Origin of the sequence: Pseudomonas silesiensis (assembly GCF_001661075.1) — a bacterium.
GTDB classification, from domain to species: Bacteria; Pseudomonadota; Gammaproteobacteria; order Pseudomonadales; family Pseudomonadaceae; genus Aquipseudomonas; species Aquipseudomonas silesiensis.
This window is the reverse complement of record NZ_CP014870.1, coordinates 2,933,656-2,949,213: the sequence shown is the minus strand read 5'-3', so window position 1 is coordinate 2,949,213 and position 15,558 is coordinate 2,933,656. Positions and strand designations below refer to the sequence as shown.

At 58.8% G+C, this 15,558-nt stretch carries 15 protein-coding genes; 11 read left to right on the top strand and 4 right to left on the bottom strand.

Features of this window, described 5'->3' with window-relative positions:
* Positions 1–325 precede the first annotated feature (325 nt).
* The 8 genes from pnuC to PMA3_RS13230 all read left to right on the top strand — a co-directional run bounded on the left by pnuC (position 326) and on the right by PMA3_RS13230 (position 6,745).
* The gene (pnuC, locus tag PMA3_RS13265; protein ID WP_064677577.1) at positions 326–889 is read left to right on the top strand and encodes a nicotinamide riboside transporter PnuC; all 564 of its coding nucleotides are present in this window, start codon (positions 326–328) and stop codon (positions 887–889) included.
* The gene (locus PMA3_RS13260) at positions 886–1,410 is read left to right on the top strand and encodes an AAA family ATPase (protein WP_064677576.1); all 525 of its coding nucleotides are present in this window, start codon (positions 886–888) and stop codon (positions 1,408–1,410) included. The genes pnuC and PMA3_RS13260 overlap by 4 nt, the downstream gene beginning before the upstream one ends.
* Before the next feature lie 353 nt (positions 1,411–1,763).
* On the top strand, positions 1,764–2,210 hold the full coding sequence (locus tag PMA3_RS13255; protein ID WP_064677575.1) for a hypothetical protein: 447 nt from the start codon (positions 1,764–1,766) through the stop codon (positions 2,208–2,210).
* Between the two features lies 1 nt (position 2,211).
* A complete protein-coding gene (locus tag PMA3_RS13250; RefSeq protein WP_064677574.1) occupies positions 2,212–2,790 on the top strand; it encodes a hypothetical protein in 579 nt (192 codons plus the stop codon).
* A 62-nt stretch (positions 2,791–2,852) separates the two neighbouring features.
* The gene (locus tag PMA3_RS13245; RefSeq protein WP_064677573.1) at positions 2,853–3,860 is read left to right on the top strand and encodes a hypothetical protein; all 1,008 of its coding nucleotides are present in this window, start codon (positions 2,853–2,855) and stop codon (positions 3,858–3,860) included.
* Positions 3,861–3,923: 63 nt separating this feature from the next.
* A complete protein-coding gene (locus PMA3_RS13240; protein ID WP_064677572.1) occupies positions 3,924–4,604 on the top strand; it encodes a C39 family peptidase in 681 nt (226 codons plus the stop codon).
* 43 nt (positions 4,605–4,647) lie between these two features.
* The gene (locus PMA3_RS13235; RefSeq protein WP_064677571.1) at positions 4,648–5,391 is read left to right on the top strand and encodes a hypothetical protein; all 744 of its coding nucleotides are present in this window, start codon (positions 4,648–4,650) and stop codon (positions 5,389–5,391) included.
* A 46-nt stretch (positions 5,392–5,437) separates the two neighbouring features.
* A complete protein-coding gene (locus tag PMA3_RS13230) occupies positions 5,438–6,745 on the top strand; it encodes a transporter (RefSeq protein WP_064677570.1) in 1,308 nt (435 codons plus the stop codon).
* A 59-nt stretch (positions 6,746–6,804) separates the two neighbouring features.
* Here PMA3_RS13230 and PMA3_RS13225 read toward each other — a convergent pair whose 3' ends face one another.
* Entirely contained in the window at positions 6,805–8,130 is a 1,326-nt protein-coding gene (locus PMA3_RS13225; RefSeq protein WP_064677569.1) for a sigma-54 dependent transcriptional regulator, read from the bottom strand.
* A 342-nt stretch (positions 8,131–8,472) separates the two neighbouring features.
* Between PMA3_RS13225 and PMA3_RS13220 the strand changes: the two genes are divergently transcribed.
* The 3 genes from PMA3_RS13220 (at position 8,473) to nhaB (ending at position 11,891) form a co-directional block, all read left to right on the top strand.
* Entirely contained in the window at positions 8,473–8,736 is a 264-nt protein-coding gene (locus tag PMA3_RS13220; protein WP_064677568.1) for a hypothetical protein, read from the top strand.
* 284 nt (positions 8,737–9,020) lie between these two features.
* Positions 9,021–10,310, top strand: coding sequence for an NHL repeat-containing protein (locus PMA3_RS13215; protein ID WP_064677567.1), 1,290 nt, complete (start codon positions 9,021–9,023; stop codon positions 10,308–10,310).
* Between the two features lie 78 nt (positions 10,311–10,388).
* Positions 10,389–11,891 carry a sodium/proton antiporter NhaB gene (gene nhaB, locus PMA3_RS13210; RefSeq protein ID WP_064677566.1) on the top strand — a complete coding sequence of 501 codons (1,503 nt, stop codon included), beginning with the start codon at positions 10,389–10,391 and terminating at the stop codon, positions 11,889–11,891.
* 130 nt (positions 11,892–12,021) lie between these two features.
* Here nhaB and PMA3_RS13205 read toward each other — a convergent pair whose 3' ends face one another.
* The 3 genes from PMA3_RS13205 to gnd are packed head-to-tail and all read right to left on the bottom strand — an operon-like array spanning position 12,022 to position 15,364.
* Entirely contained in the window at positions 12,022–12,843 is an 822-nt protein-coding gene (locus PMA3_RS13205; RefSeq protein ID WP_064677565.1) for a Cof-type HAD-IIB family hydrolase, read from the bottom strand.
* Positions 12,840–14,363, bottom strand: a complete 1,524-nt coding sequence (gene zwf / locus PMA3_RS13200) for a glucose-6-phosphate dehydrogenase (RefSeq protein WP_064677564.1) — start codon at positions 14,361–14,363, stop codon at positions 12,840–12,842. The genes PMA3_RS13205 and zwf overlap by 4 nt, the downstream gene beginning before the upstream one ends.
* Positions 14,360–15,364, bottom strand: coding sequence for a phosphogluconate dehydrogenase (NAD(+)-dependent, decarboxylating) (gnd, locus tag PMA3_RS13195; protein WP_275672288.1), 1,005 nt, complete (start codon positions 15,362–15,364; stop codon positions 14,360–14,362). The genes zwf and gnd overlap by 4 nt, the downstream gene beginning before the upstream one ends.
* Between the last annotated feature and the right edge of the window lie 194 nt (positions 15,365–15,558).

Here is a 15,558-nt window from a genome sequence, read left to right as displayed (position 1 = left end):
CCAACCTGCGGGCTGTGTCCCCGGATGGACACCGGAGCGAAGGAACGCCGAGCCCTAGCGAGGGGCCGGACGCTTGGGGCGAGCCTTTTTTTGCTTACTTTTTTTTGGCGTTTGAAAAAAAAGTGAGTCGCCGTAAGGGCGAAACCCTAAGTAGCCGTTACCGCAGCAATGGATATGTACACGATCAAAGAAACCAGCAACCGCACCGGATATGCCCACGATCAAAGAAACCAGAAACCGCAACGGATATGTACACGATCGAACAACCCGCCACCCACGCCTACCCGTTACAATCCCCCTCCCCAACTTTCCCCAAGGAACCCCCATGTCCGGGCTTGAACTGTTTGCCGCCACCCTCGGTGTCATTGCCGTCTGGTTGACCGTCAAACAGAACCCCTGGTGCTGGCCAATCGGCCTGGTCATGGTGCTGCTCTACAGCTGGATCTTTTTTGAAGTGAAGCTGTATTCCGACATGCTGCTGCAAGTGATTTATGCCGCCCTGCAACTGTACGGCTGGTGGCAATGGACGCGCGCGGGCGAAACCCGTCAAGGGCGGCAAATCAGCCAGCTCGATGGTCAATCCATAACGCTCAGCCTGGCCGTCGGCGCGATGGGCAGCCTGCTGCTGGGTGCTGCCATGGCCCACTGGACCGATGCCGCCCAACCCTGGCTCGATGCGGCGCTCACCGGTTTCAGCCTGGTAGCCCAAGTCTGGATGGCGCAGAAGCGCGTGCAATGCTGGCCACTGTGGATCACCCTCGATGTGGTTTTCGTCGGCCTTTTTGTCTACAAGGGGATGTACCTGACCGCCGGCCTCTACGCGCTGTTTTTGCTGATCGCCGTGCAAGGCTGGCGGGAATGGCGCGCCGACCCGGTATTGCGCACATGAAAGTCCTGGTACTCACCGGGCCCGAATCCAGTGGCAAGAGCTGGCTCGCGGCGCAGCTGCAAGCGCATTTCGGCGGCGTCCTGGTGGACGAATATGTCCGCTGGTTCATCGAGCAGAACCCGCGCGACACCTGCCTGGCCGATATTCCCCATATAGCCCGCGGACAGCTGCAATGGGAGGACGAGGCCCGTGCCCGACAGCCGCGGTTACTGCTGCTCGACACTCACTTGCTGAGCAACATCCTCTGGAGCCAGACCCTGTTTGGTGACTGCCCCGCCTGGATCGAACAGGCACTGCTGGCCAGACGCTACGACTTGCACCTGCTGTTATCTCCCGAAAACGTCGCCTGGACGGATGACGGCCAGCGTTGCCAGCCCGAACTGGGTCAACGCCGGGCGTTCTTCGATCAAACCCTCGCCTGGCTGGAGCACCATCGACAACCGGTTCAGGTGCTGCAGGGCGATTGGGTAGCCCGTCGCATCCAGGCCCTGAAGGCGGTTGAACTCCTACTCGATTCCTGACTGTTTTTCGCGAATCCGGACGCGGCATTCCCCTGTTTTGGGGGGAAAGTGTCCATTTTTGAAACACCCCTCCGAGCTCAAACTCGCCATTTGAACGGCTTCATATTCTTTACACCAGCACTGTTAAGAAAATGAAACACATCGCCGTCAACCCTTGATCTAGAGCATCGCAACCGCTTTGGCCTGATACAGGCACTTTGCACTGTCTCAGATTTGAAACAGTGCCTAACACGCCCCCTGGCGGCATAATTCGCAAGCTATTGAATTACCAAGACTATCAAAAAGCGGCACAGCTTTCGCTCTCTCCTTCATAACGCTGACAGATCCAGCTCGCAGAAGAAGGAACAGTTGCCATGGGAACTTTCAACAACGGAATAACCCACCTCCTGCTGGTCGGATTCGCCACCTCGATATTCAGCTTCAATGTTCAAGCAGAAGGCAATGGGGTCATCGTGGTCAGACGTGACGTTCAGCCGGTGCACATCGGCCGCGACGGAGGCAAGGATCCCAACCCTACTGCTGTCAACGTCAATCCTTCTGAACGAGTCACCCGAAGCCTCAGCAATTCCGAGCTCAGCGATGGCGACTTCGCCAACGTCGCCAGCGGCTCCTCCATTGGCAACAACATCCCCCCAAATGGCTCAGGCATGCAAGGCCTCAACGTCATCACCAGCCCCAACGGCATGCCTGGCATGCGAGCAGCTAATGGTGGCGGCAGTGGCGGCGCGATTTCGGGAACCATCAATCGGGCAATGACTTCCGGCCTCGCCCCCCTGAGCAAAATGGCCGGAGGCCAATGACATGACGCGCTCCCTGATCGTACTTGCTCTGCTGGGCTGCACCAGCGCCATGGCTGATTCCGGTGTTCGCGTGGTTAACAACGCCGACATTCACAACTCCGGCACTCAGTACAAAGGCAACTTCAACGTCAACCAGGCAGCCGGTGATCAACAGCAGCAAACCAACGTGCGTGCCATCGCCATCGGCACCGATGCGGGAGCGACGACCAGGGTCATCCAGGCAATCGACACGGCCGCCAACCCGTCGATGAACGCGAAAGCAACGATAAGTGGCAGCTCTTTCAGCAATGGCAACGGTGTACTGGGCGTCAACCAGAGTGCCGGGGCCAACAACCAAATGGCCAACGCAATGCGCATCAGCATCAGTGCCGGACCGCAAAGCGTCGACGATAGCGCCCTTTCTCAACAGAACGTGGCGTTGCAACCAAACTCAGGAGCAACTGGCATTCCAATCGGTAGTCGCCAGGTCGCTATCAGCGACCAGGCCTTCACCGGCAGCCGAGGAGTGATTCAGGTGAACCAGAGTGCCGGGGTGGGGAACCGCATGGCTAACACCCTGAGCATCCGGGTCTCTGACTGAGACCAAACGCAGTGCAATTAGAAAGCAAACACTTAACCAACTAATAAGCACGGAGAAACACCATGAAACCTACAATGGCTCTCAAACCACTGGTTTTCGCACTGGCAGCAGTAATGGCAATCGCGGCACAAGCAGGCGGTCGCGATGATGATCGCGGTCATGGCAATGGCCACGGCAATGGTCACGGCAACAACGGGCATGATCGCGGCCCAAGCTTTGACACTCTGCTGTCACTCAGCTCTGGCGCCAAGGCTGCCGTGCTGGACGTGCAAAAAAGCTATGGCAATACAACATCCAACTCAGGCACCGAGAACGACGCCAAAGGCAACAACTCGCTCAATGGTTCCAACGGCAACATGGGCGCCAACGTTGCAGCCGGTGACGGTAACCAGCAAGACAACGCCGCCGCACTGGCCACTTCCGACGAAAGCTTCATCTTCGGCTCCGCAACCGCCCTTTCTGCCGCGACTCAATACAACACCGGCAACTCTGCAAAAAACTACTCCAGTAGCAACTCCTCGACCCTCAACAACGCAGGCAACAACGGTTCCGGCAACATTGGCATGAACGTGGCTTCCGGCAGCTTCAACCAACAGAAAAACAACCTGGCCATCGCTGTATCGGGCGGCCGTGTAGCAACCGCGGCGGCGGCGGCTAACCAAAGCTCCACTGGGATGAATGTCGAAAACCATGGCACCCAGGTTTACAAGAAAGACACGCTCACAGGCACCTTTACCGCTGGGGGTGCGTTTGTCGCAGCTGGCAAAGCTGTGTCCAGAGAGGATGACCATCACGGCAACGGCCATGGTTATGGCAACAGAGGTGGTCGTGGCGATGACGATGTCACCAAGTCTGATTTCGTCGCTGTCGGCGTATTCGGCCTGGCTGGCGTAACCACTGAACAAAAACTGACCCCAAATGGCTGGAAAGCCCCTGTAACCAACACTGCCACCATGTCGGGCTCGATGAACGGCTTCTCCGGCAACGGCGGCGCCAACGTAGCATCGGGTGTAGGCAACCAACAAAGCAACTCGCTGTCCATCGCTGCCGGCTGCAACGTCTGCCTGTAATCGCGATCGAAATAAAAGCCCCGGCAACGGGGCTTTTCCACAGTCCGCAAAGGCGTATCGATCATGCGTAAGACTGCCCTTTTCGCCCTGCTCTGCCTGTCTGGCCTGACTCAGGCCGCACAGATGCCGGTTGCCGCGCTACCTGGCGGCGTACTGGTCTACAAGGAAGTCCAGAGTTTGCGTGAGCGCAAGTTCAGCGACATCGTCGAACAAAAAACCGACTTCAGTTGTGGCGCTGCCGCACTGGCAACGGTGTTACGCCAAGCCTATTGGCTCGACGTCGATGAAGAGCACATCGTCAAAGGCATGCTGGTCAACGCTGACCAGGACCTTGTTCGTACCCAAGGTTTTTCCATGCTGGACATGAAGCGCTACATAGAAAGCATCGGCATGCGCGCCAGGGGTTACAAGATCCCACCTGAAAAGCTGGATGCAGTGACGATTCCGGTGGTGGTACTGATGGACATCCGCGGCTACAAGCACTTCGTGGTGATGCAGCGGGCAGACAAGGATTGGGTCTACATCGGCGACCCTGTCCTGGGTCACAAACGCTACGCCCATGATGACTTTATCAAAGGCTGGAACGGTATTGTCTTCGCTATCGTAGGTCCCGGTTATGACAAAACCAATGCACTGCGCAGTCCACCGGAACCCCTGACAGCCAAGAACAAGCTGGATAACTTCAATCCGGTCAAAGATGCCGAATTGATGGATTTTGGTTTCATACAGAGCGACTTTTTTTAATCGCCCAAGATGATAGTGGGGCAGGATGCTCCGGGAGCAGCAGATGAAAACCTCATACTGGCTGGCCGCTGCCTGTCTGGCAGCGAGCGCTTCAGGTCATGCCAACGGCTTCAAACCCATCGAAATCAACGACCATGAGCTCAGTGAGTTGCGCGGCCGTTATGTCATGCCGGGACGGATCATCAGTTTCGGTGTAGTCATGAGCAGTACCTGGCGTAATGCCAGTGGCGATTTGATCGGGGCAACCACTTCGATGCAGATTCAGGCAGCCACCATAAAACCCGAATTCTACGTTTCAACCTTTGGCCAGTCCGGTGACGGCAGTACGCCCGGGCAAGGCACCGGCAGCGTCATCGGCGGCGCCGGCTTGAACAGCGCGCAAGGGATCACCCAAAGCGTGCGCGCCGCCGGCGATGGCAACACGGCCTACAATAACGTCGCCATCGACGTCAAAGAGGCCAGGCATGCACCGGCCCTCAACCCTGGCCAGGGCCAGGTGTTGATGGGCGGGCAAACCATTACCGGCAGCAGTGCTGCCGGCACCGTGGCGATTTCCGCCACCGGTGGCGGCATCCAGATGGCCATTCAGGCCAACAACAACCAGGGCTCGGCCATGCAGCAAGTTGCCCAGGGTGGCCTGCTGCAGAACACGCGGTTACTGGGTAGCAGCAATATGGTCAATAACCTGACTCAGCTTAATGTAGTGCTGAACAATAATGGCCCGAGCGCAGGCGCACTGGACTGCAACCTGACTCAACTTAACGCACTACGCAGTCTGGGATATTGAACTACGCTGAGTCTCGATCATTGGGCATTAAGGGACGGCTTATTTCATGTATCGATCAGTATCACTGCGTGCAGTAGTATGTTTGAGCACTTTATTTCCCGCGGCGATTTTGCAAGCAGCACCCGCATCGGATGTGGAGATTCTGAAACAGGAGCTTCTGGAGCTGAAGCAACGATACGAAGTACAACAAAAAGCACTGGCGATCCTCGAACAACGGGTCCGCCAGGTCGAAGATCAACCGGCAACCGAGCAACCCAAACGCCTGGCCAAGTCGCCAGCCGACCTCAGAGGCAATTCACAAGTCGCGACCGGTACCGGTGCCGCGGCGGCTTCAGGGGGTGCAGCCGGGGGCGGCGGCAGTTCCTATGGGCAATCGTTGGCCGATGATTCACAGCCGGCACAAAGCGTTTCCAACCTGTACGACGAGGCCAGCGGGTTCTTCGGCGGCGGCAAGTTCAGCCTGGAAACCGGGCTGACCTATTCGCGGTACGATACGCGCCAGTTGATCCTCAACGGCTTTCTCGCGCTGGACTCGATCTTTCTGGGCAACATCAACCTGGACCGGATCAAGGCCGATACCTGGACACTCGACCTCACCGGCCGCTACAACTTCGACAACCGCTGGCAGTTCGACCTGAACGTGCCGGTGATCTACCGCGAATCGACCTACCAGTCCGGCGGCGGGAACGAGGGGTCCGCAGGCGTCACCACCGAAAGCACCGTCGACCGCGATCCAACCATTGGCGACGTCAACTTCGGTATTGCCTACAAGTTCCTCGACGAGTCGGTCAACACCCCGGATGCGGTGGTCACCTTGCGGGTCAAGGCACCTACCGGCGAGGATCCGTTCGGTATAAAGCTGGTTCAGGATAGTTCCAACACCAATCTGTTCGTCCCTGAGTCCCTGCCGACCGGCAACGGCGTCTGGTCGATCACCCCTGGCATCTCGCTGGTCAAGACCTTCGACCCGGCCGTGTTGTTCGGTAGCCTCTCCTACACCCACAACTTCGAGGAATCTTTCGACGACATCAGTTCAACCGTCAACCAGAAAACCCCGGGCAAGGTGCGTATCGGCGACAGCTTCCAGATCGGTGCCGGTATCGCGTTTGCGTTGAACGAAAAGATGAGTATGTCGTTCTCGGTGTCTGACCTGGTGCAACGTAAAAGCAAGATCAGGGAAGATGGCGGCGATTGGCAATCGGTCACTTCAAGCGATGCCAACGCCGGTTACTTCAACATCGGCATGACCATTGCGGCCACCGACAACCTGACCATCGTCCCCAACCTGTCCATCGGCATGACGGACGATGCGCCGGACTTTACCTTCAGCCTGAAATTCCCGTATTACTTCTGACCCACAACCGAAAAGCCCCGCTGCGACTTCCATCGCAGCGGGGCTTGTTGTTGTAGCGCCTAGCGGATCTGGTGCTTGTGCAGCAATCGGTAAAAGGTCGGCCGCGACACCCCCAATACCCGGGCAGCGACGCTGAGATTGTCGCTGTGGCGGTTCAATACATCGCACAACGCCTGGCGCTCGGCACGGGTCTTGTAGTCTTCGAGGGTGCCCATCGGTGTGGCGATCGCATGCTGGCTGATCAGCCCCAGGTCCCGCGCCTCGATCTGCCGTCCTTCAGCCAGCACCAGCCCGCGGCGCACCCGGTTGGCCAACTCGCGAACATTGCCCGGCCAGTCATGTTTGCCCATCGCAACCAGCGCGTCTTCGCTGAAACTGCGCGGGCGGCGGCCGGTTTCATGACTGTAGAAATGGGAAAAATGATTGGCCAGCATCGACAGATCGCCGTGACGCTCGCGCAAGGGAGCGGTGACGACTTGCAGTACGTTCAGGCGGTAGTACAAATCTTCGCGAAAACGTTTTTTCTCTATGGCGGCCTCAAGGTCGACGTGCGTTGCCGCCAACACCCTCACATCCACTGGAATCGGCTTGCTGCCGCCGACACGCTCGATGTGTTTTTCCTGGAGGAAGCGCAGCAGGTTGGCTTGCAACTCCAGGGGCAGGTCACCGATTTCGTCGAGAAACAGCGTTCCGCCATGAGCCGCTTCGATCCGCCCGATCTTGCGTTGATGGGCGCCGGTAAAGGCCCCCTTCTCATGACCAAAGAGTTCGGACTGAATCAAGTGTTCGGGAATCGCGCCGCAATTGATGGCGACAAAGGGTTGGCTGTGTCGCTGTGATTGTCGATGCAGGGTGCGGGCGACCAGCTCTTTACCGGTCCCGCTTTCGCCGCGAATCAATACCGGAGACTCGGTGGGTGCCAGTTTGCTGAGCAGCTTGCGCAGTTCGCGAATCGGCTTGCTGTCGCCAAGCAGTTCATGCTCGGGCTGATCGATATGAACCGTGCCCTGGCCGCGCAGGCGCGCCATGCCGAATGCCCGGCCCAGCGTCACTTGAACCCGGGACACATCGAACGGTAAGGTGTGGAAATCGAAAAACCATTCGCAAACGAAGTCGCCGACATTCTGCAGGCGCAGGACTTCCTGATTGAGTACGGCAATCCACTCGGTGCCGCTGCGGCTGATCAGTTCCTTGACCAAGTCCGGTCGCTCGAGGTGAAAAGGCTGCAATCGCAACAAGCCGACGTCGCAGGTTTTGTCTGCGGCGTTTTCCAGGGTACAGCTGTCCACATCCCATCCCACAGAGCGTAAACCCGGCAATAGCCGATGGCAGTCGTCACAGGGGTCCACTACTAATAGACGTCGTAAGGCAGGCGCTTCGCTCATGACTGTTCCTTGGCGCCAAATATATGAAATATTATTAAAAACAGTCATTTGGCGGTCTCGGTTGTAACACTAGCAAGATTTTTGACGGGTCCTTGTACCATTTGTCTATATGAACGATGCGTAAATAGTTATAAGAAGTTGCTTTGTTAGTTTCCTAACGACTTTAATCTTTCATTCAGCTTTCAAAACCCGGGCGATCCTCGGCCAATGAAAGAAAGTTGAAATATCTTTGAATTGCATGTGACCCACCCCCCGGTTGCGGGCATCAGTACAAGTAACGAGCCGAACGGTAAGCCCAACCGCCGGCACTTCACTTGATTGGGCATATAGAGAGACGATCCCATGAACGCCCCGCTCCGTATCAACGAAGCTCTTTTGATCGCCGGCCGCGCATTCCAACCCTTCAAATGCGTGGCCTGGGCCCCACAGGATGGCAATGGCGAACTTAGCCTGAGCGTCATCGACCGTACCGACCGCATCGGTCGCAAGCAAATCCCGAGCAGTGCCTATACCGATCCCGCGCAACTCGAGCACTTGCTGGAAGAAGTTCGTGAAGAGCTGAGCAAGGAAGGTTACCAACTCCAGTCGTGGTCCATGCCGCACTAAGCATTTCGCGGGTTACTTCAGGGTAACCCGCACCCTTCCCCCAATCGGCAACCTGCTGATTCTGCATGTCATTCGCATTGCTGACCGCTGTTTTTCCAACCTGGCGCCTCCAGTTGTTTGGCAGGCTAGGCAATGGGTCGAAAAGACACTGTTCTGGCACAATACGACCCTCCGCCTGTTCGTTCTCACTGTTGTGCATCCGTGCATTCAGGGATTGAATGATTCTCTTAAATAAAGTCGCCAGCCAACTTCTGGATCAGGACGACTCGCAAGGAGATGCGTGCATGTCGATTCAGACCGCTTTTGCCTTGACTACAACAACTTACAACGCCGGAGCACTCGATTTATCCTTCGCCGGAACTGGCACGACCCAAGTGTATTTCGCCGGCAGCAATTGGAGCATGGCCAACGGGGTGGCCATCGATTCACAGGGCCGGTTACTGATAGCGGCAAAGGTCGGCACGCCAGGCGGTAGCCGCTTCGGCCTGGCTCGCCTGCTGGAGGATGGCTCGGCCGATCTGGTATTCGGCCATCAAGGCAGCGTCATCGGCCAGTTCGAACACGGCTTCGAGGCCATGGGAGGAAAAGTCCATGTCCTGGCCGATGGGCGCATTCTACTGGCCGGGCTGCATTACGAGAATGCGCACCGGACGCTGCCTGCCCTCGCCCTGTTCGATCAGGATGGCCGTCCGGCTCAAGGCTTTGGCGACAATGGTCGCTGCGTGGTGCGCCTGCCGGGCAATCTTTCCCTGGGTGCGCGCGACGGCTGGCTGCCCCCTGGTGTACCAGGCTCCGAAGCCTGTGACGTCCGGGTGCAGGAGGACGGGCGCATCCTGCTGCTGGCCAATCATCACTTTGAACTGGCCGATCATGTCGGCCTGCTGATACGACTCGATGCCGACGGCTCACTCGATAGCACATTCAATGGTCGTGGCTTCGTGATCGTAAGGCATTTGCTGATGAACACCTGCATCAGCAGCCTGATGGTTCAACGAGACATGCGGATTCTGGTGGGCGGCTCGATCAATTTCCCCCAGGAAGGCCTGTTGGCCCGCTATCACACCGACGGCCGGCTCGACGATAGTTTCGCCGTCGACGGCTTCATGAGTTTCAAGGCACAAGAGCGCAGCGCTCAGGTCAGCCAGATCATCCAGCACGACAATGGCGACTTGCAGTGTTTTGGCAACAGTCGCGACCCGATGCACTGTCTTTCACTGAAAGTCCACAGCAACGGCCGTCCGGACATCCATTGCAACGGCGGCCATCCGCAACTGCAGGAAATCGGTCACAGTGGCTGCCAATGGAATGCCGCCCTGGCCTTGCCGGACGGCTGCGTGCTGACGGCAGGCGCCACCCTCGGCGGCAGCGAAGGCGATTTCATTCTGGCCCGCTACATGCCCGACGGACAGCTCGATTGCCGTTTTGGCAATGGTACCGGCTGGGTTCGCACCCGCCTGGGACGCACCCGGGATATTGCCACTTCATTGGCCGTGCAAACGAACGCAAGCATCGTGGTGGCGGGCTCTTCACTGGACGACAACTATCGGGCCGTCGTCGCACGTTACCTGGGTTAATCCAAAGGATTTTTCCTACACTTGATCTTCCCTTTCACTTACGGCAACTTGCGCGCTTCTTATTACAAGGAGTAGCCAATGTCCGGCTCAATGGCCCAGGCGTTCGCGCACAATTTTCTCGGGCATTCCCCCCGTTGGTACAAGGCCAGCATTGTCGGCTTCCTGATCCTCAACGCCCTGGTGTTGTGGACGGTCGGGCCGGTGGTGGCGGGCTGGCTGCTGGTGCTGGAATTCATCTTCACCCTGGCCATGGCACTCAAGTGTTATCCGTTGATGCCCGGCGGCCTGCTGCTGGTTGAAGCCCTGCTGTTGAAGATGACCACGCCCCAGGCACTCTATGACGAACTGGTGCACAACTTCCCGGTGATCCTGCTGCTGATGTTCATGGTGGCCGGCATCTACTTCATGAAAGACCTGTTGTTGTTCCTGTTCTCGCGACTGCTGCTCGGGGTTCGCTCCAAGACCCTGCTGGCGCTGATGTTCTGCTTTCTGTCGGCGTTCCTGTCGGCGTTTCTCGATGCCCTGACCGTGACGGCCGTGATCATCAGTGCCGCGGTGGGGTTCTACTCGGTGTATCACCGTGTCGCCTCGGGCGACGATCCGCGGCAGGACACCCCGATCGGTAACGACCAGAATCTGCCCAGACTGCATCACGCAGACCTCGAGCAATTCCGCGCCTTTTTGCGCAGCCTGCTGATGCACGGCGCTGTGGGTACGGCGCTGGGTGGCGTCTGCACCTTGGTCGGCGAGCCGCAGAACCTGCTGATCGGCCATGAAATGGGCTGGCACTTCGCCGAGTTTTTTCTGAAAGTCGCCCCGGTTTCCTTGCCGGTACTGGTGGCGGGCCTGGCGACCTGCGTGTTGCTGGAGAAACTGCGCTGGTTCGGTTATGGCACGCTGCTGCCGGACAACGTGCGTGTCGTGCTGGCCAACTACGCCGCCGAAGACAACGCCGCACGCACCACACGCCAGCGCGCCGCGCTGATCGTGCAGGGGCTGGCGGCGCTGATCCTGATTGCGGGGCTGGGGTTTCACATCGCCGAGGTCGGCCTGATCGGTCTGATGGTGATCGTGCTGATCACTTCATTCACCGGCATCACCGACGAGCACCGCATCGGTAACGCGTTCAAGGACGCCATGCCGTTCACGGCGCTGCTGGTGGTGTTCTTTGCGGTGGTGGCGGTGATTCACGACCAGCAACTGTTCACTCCGCTGATCCAGTGGGTGCTGGCACTGCCAACGGAACAACAGCCAGGCATGCTGTTCATTGCCAACGGCTTGCTGTCGGCCATCAGCGACAACGTGTTCGTCGCGACCATCTACATCACGGAAGTGAAACGGGCCTTCATCGCCGGCGATATGAGCCGTGAGCATTTCGAGACGTTGGCGATAGCCATCAACACCGGCACCAACCTGCCGAGCGTGGCGACACCCAATGGTCAGGCGGCGTTCCTGTTTCTACTGACGTCGGCGATTGCACCGCTGATTCGCCTGTCGTATGGGCGGATGGTGTGGATGGCGTTGCCGTATACGGTGGTGATGGGGGTGCTTGGCTGGTATGCGGTGAGTTACTGGCTATAACACGACCCTGTGGGAGAACACGACCCTGTGGGAGCGGGCTTGCCCGCGATGAGGCCAGCACATTCAACATCGATGTTGCCTGTCAGACCGCTATCGCGGGCAAGCCCGCTCCCACAGGTTTTATAGTGAACTAACGAGGGAGTATGTACCGCTCGATCGCCTGGGCGGCACCCTCTTCGGTGTTGGTCCCGGTCACCACGTGCGCCTGGCGCTGCACCGCCTCTTCCGCCTGCCCCATGGCGATCGACAACCCGGCGCGATGAAACATCGCCGGATCGTTGCCGCCATCGCCCAGGGCTGCCGTCTGCTCCAGGGGCACACCGAGGAACTCGGCCAGTGTCGCCAGCGCTTCGCCCTTGTTCGCTTTCATTGCAGTCACATCCAGGTACACCGGTTGTGAACGTGAAACCTGAGCCTGCCCCTCGACCTTGGCCAGCAATTGCGCTTCCAGTTCGATCAACAGTTCGGTGTTGTGACTGGCGGCGACGATCTTGTCGATCTGCTCCAGATACGGCTCGAAGCTCTCCACCGTCACCGGCGGATATCCCAGGCCGTGCTGCTCGCGCGGCACCATGGGCCCGGAGGGGTCTTTCGCCAGCCAGTCGCCGCCGCTGAATACCCAGACTTCGATATCCGGCAGATCGGCAAACAGCGTCAAGGTGGTCAACGCGGCCGTGGCCGGCAAGTAATGCGCGACCAGGATACTGCCGTCGGGATGGACCAGGGTGCCGCCATTGAACGCCGCCGTCGGCAGGTCGACGCCCAGGGCTTCGATCTGCTGGAGCATGGCTTTGGGCGGACGACCGGTGGCCAGGCTGAACAGCACGCCCGCCTCGCGCAACGATCGGACCGCTTCGAGGGTGCGCTGGCTGAGGCTGTGATCGGGCAGCAGCAACGTGCCGTCCATGTCACTGAGCAAAAACCGGATGGGGTGTTGCGTCGGCTCACTCATCCAAGGCCGTGCCAGACGCGACCATCGCGAGTCAGCAGATCTTCTGCGGCCTGCGGCCCGTCATCGCCAGCCGCGTAGCCCTGCACGCTCGCGTCCTGCTGCCAGGCATCGAGGAACGGCTGCACGGCGCGCCAGCCATTCTCGATGTTATCGGCGCGCTGGAACAGCGTCTGATCGCCCGTCAGGCAATCGTAGATCAGAGTCTCGTAGCCGGTGGACGGCTGCATTTCAAAGAAATCCTTGTAGGCAAAACCCAGTTCGATATTGGCCATCTTCAGCGCAGGGCCAGGCCGTTTGGCCAGCAGATCAAACCACATGCCTTCTTTAGGCTGGATCTGGATCCGCAGATAGGTCGGCTGCAACTCATCGACCTCGGTATCGCGGAACTGCGCGTAGGGCGCCGGCTTGAAACAGATGACGATCTCGGTGTCGCGCACGCTCATGCGCTTGCCGGTGCGCAGGTAGAACGGCACGCCGACCCAGCGCCAGTTGTCGATCATGACCTTGAGTGCCACGTAGGTTTCAGTGTTGCTGTCGGGCGCGACGTTGTTTTCCTGGCGATACCCCGGCAACGGCTTGCCATCGATTTCTCCGGGTGCATATTGGCCGCGGACCGAGTTGACCCGTGCCTCCTCGACCGACCAGGGGCGAATCGCGCCGACCACCTTGGCTTTCTCGCCGCGAACCGCATCGGCACCGAAGGCTGCCGGCGGTTCCATGGCCACCATCGCCAACAACTGGAACAGGTGATTGGGCACCATGTCCCGCAGGGCGCCGGTGTGTTCATAAAAACTGCCACGGGTTTCCACGCCGACGGTCTCGGCGGCGGTGATCTGCACGTGGTCGATGTAATGATTGTTCCAGAACGCTTCGAACAGGCTGTTGGAGAACCGGCTGATCAGAATGTTCTGTACGGTTTCCTTGCCCAGATAGTGATCGATCCGGTAGATCTGGTTTTCCGTCATCACCTTGAGCAGGCACGCGTTCAAGGCTTCGGCAGTGTGTAGATCGGAGCCGAAGGGTTTTTCGATCACCACCCTCCTGAAGGCCTCGGGGGTTTCTTGCAGCAGGCCGGCAGCGCCAAGACGGCGCGCCACTTCACTGAAAAAACGTGGCGCGGTGGCCAGATAGAAGACGGCGTTGCCGGTGCCGCTGGCGGCAATTTTTGCCTCCAGGGCCTGATAGGTGCTGTCGTCCAGGAAATCGCCCTGGACGTAGCTGATGCCTTTGGCCAACTTGGCCCACAAGTCCGGATCCAGGGCTGTATCGCCCTTCCCGACCTTGGAAGCCACCTCCACGCGAATGAAGTCTTCGAGTTTTTTCGCGAAAGCCTCGTCGCTGATGGCGTTGTGGTCAACGCCGATGATCCGCAATCCATCGCCGAGCAGACCGTCGCGACTCAGGTTGTACAGCGCCGGCATCAGCAGGCGCTTGACCAGGTCACCATGGGCACCGAACAGGAACAGCGTGGTCGGTGGTGCGGGTTCTGCCTTGGATTTATTGCGGATCAGGCGGGTCATTTTTTCGCAGTCTCCACATGGCCGCCGAAGCCGAAGCGCTGGGCCGAGAGAATCTTGTCGCCAAAGGTGCCTTGCCCGCGCGAGCGGTAGCGGGAGAACAGCGAGTTCGACAACACCGGCACGGGCACCGATTGCTCCATGGCGGCTTCGATGGTCCAGCGACCTTCACCGCTGTCCGCCACGGCGCCTTCGTACCCGTCGAGCTTCGGATCGCTGGCCAGCGCGTCGGCGGTCAGGTCGAGCAGCCAGGACGAGACAACGCTGCCACGGCGCCAGACTTCGGCGATGTCGGCGACGTTCAAGTCGAAACGCTGGTCTTCCGGCAGGTTGGTGCTGGCCTTGGTCTTGAGAATGTCGAAGCCTTCGGCGAAGGCCTGCATCATCCCGTATTCGATGCCGTTGTGGATCATCTTCACGAAATGCCCGGAACCGGCCGGCCCGGCATGGATATAACCACGTTCAGCGCGATCGTCATCAGACTTGCGGTCCTTGGTACGCGGAATGTCGCCCAGGCCCGGTGCCAGGCTTTCGAACAGCGGATCGAGACGCGTAACGGTGTCGGCATCGCCACCGATCATCATGCAGTAACCGCGCTCCAGGCCCCAGACGCCGCCCGAGGTGCCGACATCGATGTAGTGCAGGCCTTTTTCCGACAAGGTTTTCGCCCGGCGGATGTCGTCCTTGTAGAAGGTGTTGCCGCCGTCGATGATGGTGTCGCCGGCTTCGAGCAAAGTGCTAAGGGTGTCGATGGTGTCTTCGGTCGGTGCGCCGGCCGGCAACATGACCCAGACCGCCCGTGGCCTGGCCAGGCCGGCAACCAGGGCCGGGAGGTCGGCAACGCCCGTGGCGCCCGCTTCGCTCAGGTTTTCGACGAAGGCGGTATTGCGGTCGTAAACAACGGTGGTGTGCCCGTTGAGCATCAGGCGCCGTGCAATATTGCCGCCCATGCGGCCCAGTCCGATAATCCCGAGTTGCATGTTCCGATGCTCCCTACTACAAATAAAGTGTGTCAAAGGTTATAGCCCAACGCGACTAATGTGGGTTAGTCCAGAGCGGCGAGACGAAGTTTCCGGGCATTGTGCCCGATCCAGACTCACAACGTCAGAAATCGTGCCGAAGACACAACGACCATGAAAAATAAAAAAGTTCCATTCTTGTGCAAAAGAAATCAAAATCGGCGCCGATAGTAAGTTAG

What these genes read in the sequence shown, in the direction of transcription:
- zwf (WP_064677564.1), bottom strand. Translation starts at nt 14,363, where the DNA reads ATGACCCGCCTGATCCGCAATAAATCCAAGGCAGAACCCGCACCACCG.
- PMA3_RS13250 (WP_064677574.1), top strand. Translation starts at nt 2,212, where the DNA reads ATGACGCGCTCCCTGATCGTACTTGCTCTGCTGGGCTGCACCAGCGCC.
- PMA3_RS13220 (WP_064677568.1), top strand. Translation starts at nt 8,473, where the DNA reads ATGAACGCCCCGCTCCGTATCAACGAAGCTCTTTTGATCGCCGGCCGC.
- nhaB (WP_064677566.1), top strand. Translation starts at nt 10,389, where the DNA reads ATGTCCGGCTCAATGGCCCAGGCGTTCGCGCACAATTTTCTCGGGCAT.
- PMA3_RS13240 (WP_064677572.1), top strand. Translation starts at nt 3,924, where the DNA reads ATGCGTAAGACTGCCCTTTTCGCCCTGCTCTGCCTGTCTGGCCTGACT.
- PMA3_RS13255 (WP_064677575.1), top strand. Translation starts at nt 1,764, where the DNA reads ATGGGAACTTTCAACAACGGAATAACCCACCTCCTGCTGGTCGGATTC.
- PMA3_RS13245 (WP_064677573.1), top strand. Translation starts at nt 2,853, where the DNA reads ATGAAACCTACAATGGCTCTCAAACCACTGGTTTTCGCACTGGCAGCA.
- pnuC (WP_064677577.1), top strand. Translation starts at nt 326, where the DNA reads ATGTCCGGGCTTGAACTGTTTGCCGCCACCCTCGGTGTCATTGCCGTC.
- PMA3_RS13205 (WP_064677565.1), bottom strand. Translation starts at nt 12,843, where the DNA reads ATGAGTGAGCCGACGCAACACCCCATCCGGTTTTTGCTCAGTGACATG.
- PMA3_RS13235 (WP_064677571.1), top strand. Translation starts at nt 4,648, where the DNA reads ATGAAAACCTCATACTGGCTGGCCGCTGCCTGTCTGGCAGCGAGCGCT.
- PMA3_RS13230 (WP_064677570.1), top strand. Translation starts at nt 5,438, where the DNA reads ATGTATCGATCAGTATCACTGCGTGCAGTAGTATGTTTGAGCACTTTA.
- PMA3_RS13225 (WP_064677569.1), bottom strand. Translation starts at nt 8,130, where the DNA reads ATGAGCGAAGCGCCTGCCTTACGACGTCTATTAGTAGTGGACCCCTGT.
- PMA3_RS13260 (WP_064677576.1), top strand. Translation starts at nt 886, where the DNA reads ATGAAAGTCCTGGTACTCACCGGGCCCGAATCCAGTGGCAAGAGCTGG.
- PMA3_RS13215 (WP_064677567.1), top strand. Translation starts at nt 9,021, where the DNA reads ATGTCGATTCAGACCGCTTTTGCCTTGACTACAACAACTTACAACGCC.